This window comes from Bradyrhizobium sp. P2_E8 (assembly GCF_056403875.1).
In genome coordinates, this window is sequence record NZ_JBFUES010001331.1 from 1 (window position 1) to 1,650 (window position 1,650).

The 1,650-nt window shown below is 63.0% G+C and carries 2 protein-coding genes; both read right to left on the reverse strand.

Annotation, left to right across the window (positions count from 1 at the left end; translation table 11 throughout):
• Window positions 1-451 (reverse strand): Crp/Fnr family transcriptional regulator (locus AC1D00_RS40145; RefSeq protein ID WP_477014510.1); only part of this gene is annotated, 451 nt, incomplete at its 3' end.
• Between the two features lie 504 nt (window positions 452-955).
• Window positions 956-1,648 carry a helix-turn-helix domain-containing protein gene (locus AC1D00_RS40150; RefSeq protein ID WP_477014511.1) on the reverse strand — a complete coding sequence of 231 codons (693 nt, stop codon included), beginning with the start codon at window positions 1,646-1,648 and terminating at the stop codon, window positions 956-958.
• Between the last annotated feature and the right edge of the window lie 2 nt (window positions 1,649-1,650).

Genomic DNA, 1,650 nt, shown 5'->3' on the forward strand with positions numbered 1-1,650 from the left:
GGCTGGTCCAGCGCAGGCGCGCGCAGAGCAGCTCGATGAACTTCATCGCCAGCGCGGGCTGGCTCTTCACGAAGGGAAGGAAGTCCCGGCGGTCGATGATGTAGAGCTCGCAATTGGTGTTGGCGGTCGCGTCCGCCGAACGCGGCGCGCCGTCGAGAACCGCGATCTCGCCAAAGATTTCTCCGGGGCCGATGAGATTGAGAATGGCGTTCCGCCCGTCGGGCGAGGAAGAGGATATCTTTACCGTCCCCGCGATCACCGCGAACAAATTGTTGCCGGGATCGCCCTTGGCGGCGATCGTCGCACCGCGCTTCACGGTGGTGTGCTTGGCGTAGCGGCAGAGCTGATCGAGCGCGTCCGGCTCCAGATCCGCGAAGATCGGGTGCTTGCGCAGGACCGATAATTTGTTGCCCGCCGCTTGTCGGGGGTCGCCGGTCTTGTCCTGAGGCACGCCGCTGGGCTCCTAAGACTGCGAGGCACTGGAGTTCCTGCGTAGTCAGTGTTGCCCGGCATTTCAACCGGAAAGCATGTGCGCGGTTTGAGGCAAATGCGGCGAAAATGCTGCCGCCCGGCTCGAAGTCGGCATCCGAAGGATGCGCCAATGCGTCCCGATGGATGCAGAGTTGCAGGCACCGCACGCCGCGATTGCGTTAAGACGCTGCCGAACGGCCAAGGGCCGGCCGGGCGAGCGTCGGCGGTTAGCCGCGTCGGACGAGATTTATGATCGGGAGCTTCAGCGCCTGGAATCAGGCTCGAGCCGGCCCGCGCTGGTTTGTCGGTCCGCCCACGCCAGAGCTGCGGCGAAAGTGACGAAGATCGCCACGACGACAATGGTCATCAGCAACGTGTCAGTAGGCATCATGCTCCCCCCGGGGTGTTCGAGGGGCATTATTTGCGGCCGATGCCCGGCGTCATTGATCGGGATCAAAAATCCGAGAGCGCTGTGGAAAGCCTGTCAGGCCGCGGCCAAGGCCTCGACGCGCGCCGGATCGACCAGGCTGATACCGCCGTGAATGATGGCGATCGCTCCGTGGCGTTCAAGCTTGGTGAAGGTGCGACTGACGGTCTCGATGGTCAGGCCGAGATAATCGGCGATGTCCTGGCGGCTCATCGGAAGTGGAACCGTGTCGGACGCCCCCTTGAGCGCGAGTAGCCGCTCGCGCCAGCCAAGCAGAAAAGCCGCCACCTTCTCGTCCGCCGAGCGACGGCCGAGCAACACCATATGGTCGCGTGCCTGGCTCAACTCGCGAATGGCCAGCTCGTTGATCCGCCTGAGCAGTTGCGGCCGCTCCTCGGTAAAGCGCCCGAAGGGAGCCTTCGCGAACTGGCACACGGTCACCGCCCCGATTGCATCGGCAGAAAAATTGTGGCGGCCGGACAGATTCATCCCCAGGAAATCGCCGGGCAAGGCGAAGCCGACGATTTGCCGCCGGCCGTCGAGGAGCAGCTTGTACAGCCGCATGACGCCTTCGAGAACGTTGTAGAACGAGGTCGTGATGTCCTCCTCGGAGAACACAGTCTCGCCTGAGGAAAAATGGACACGGCGTCCGAGATGCTCGAATTCCCTGAGTTCGGCTGCATTCAGCGACGAACAAACCGCCGATGTGCGGACGGCACAATCGCTACAGAAATGCCCGTTCGGCTCAATAG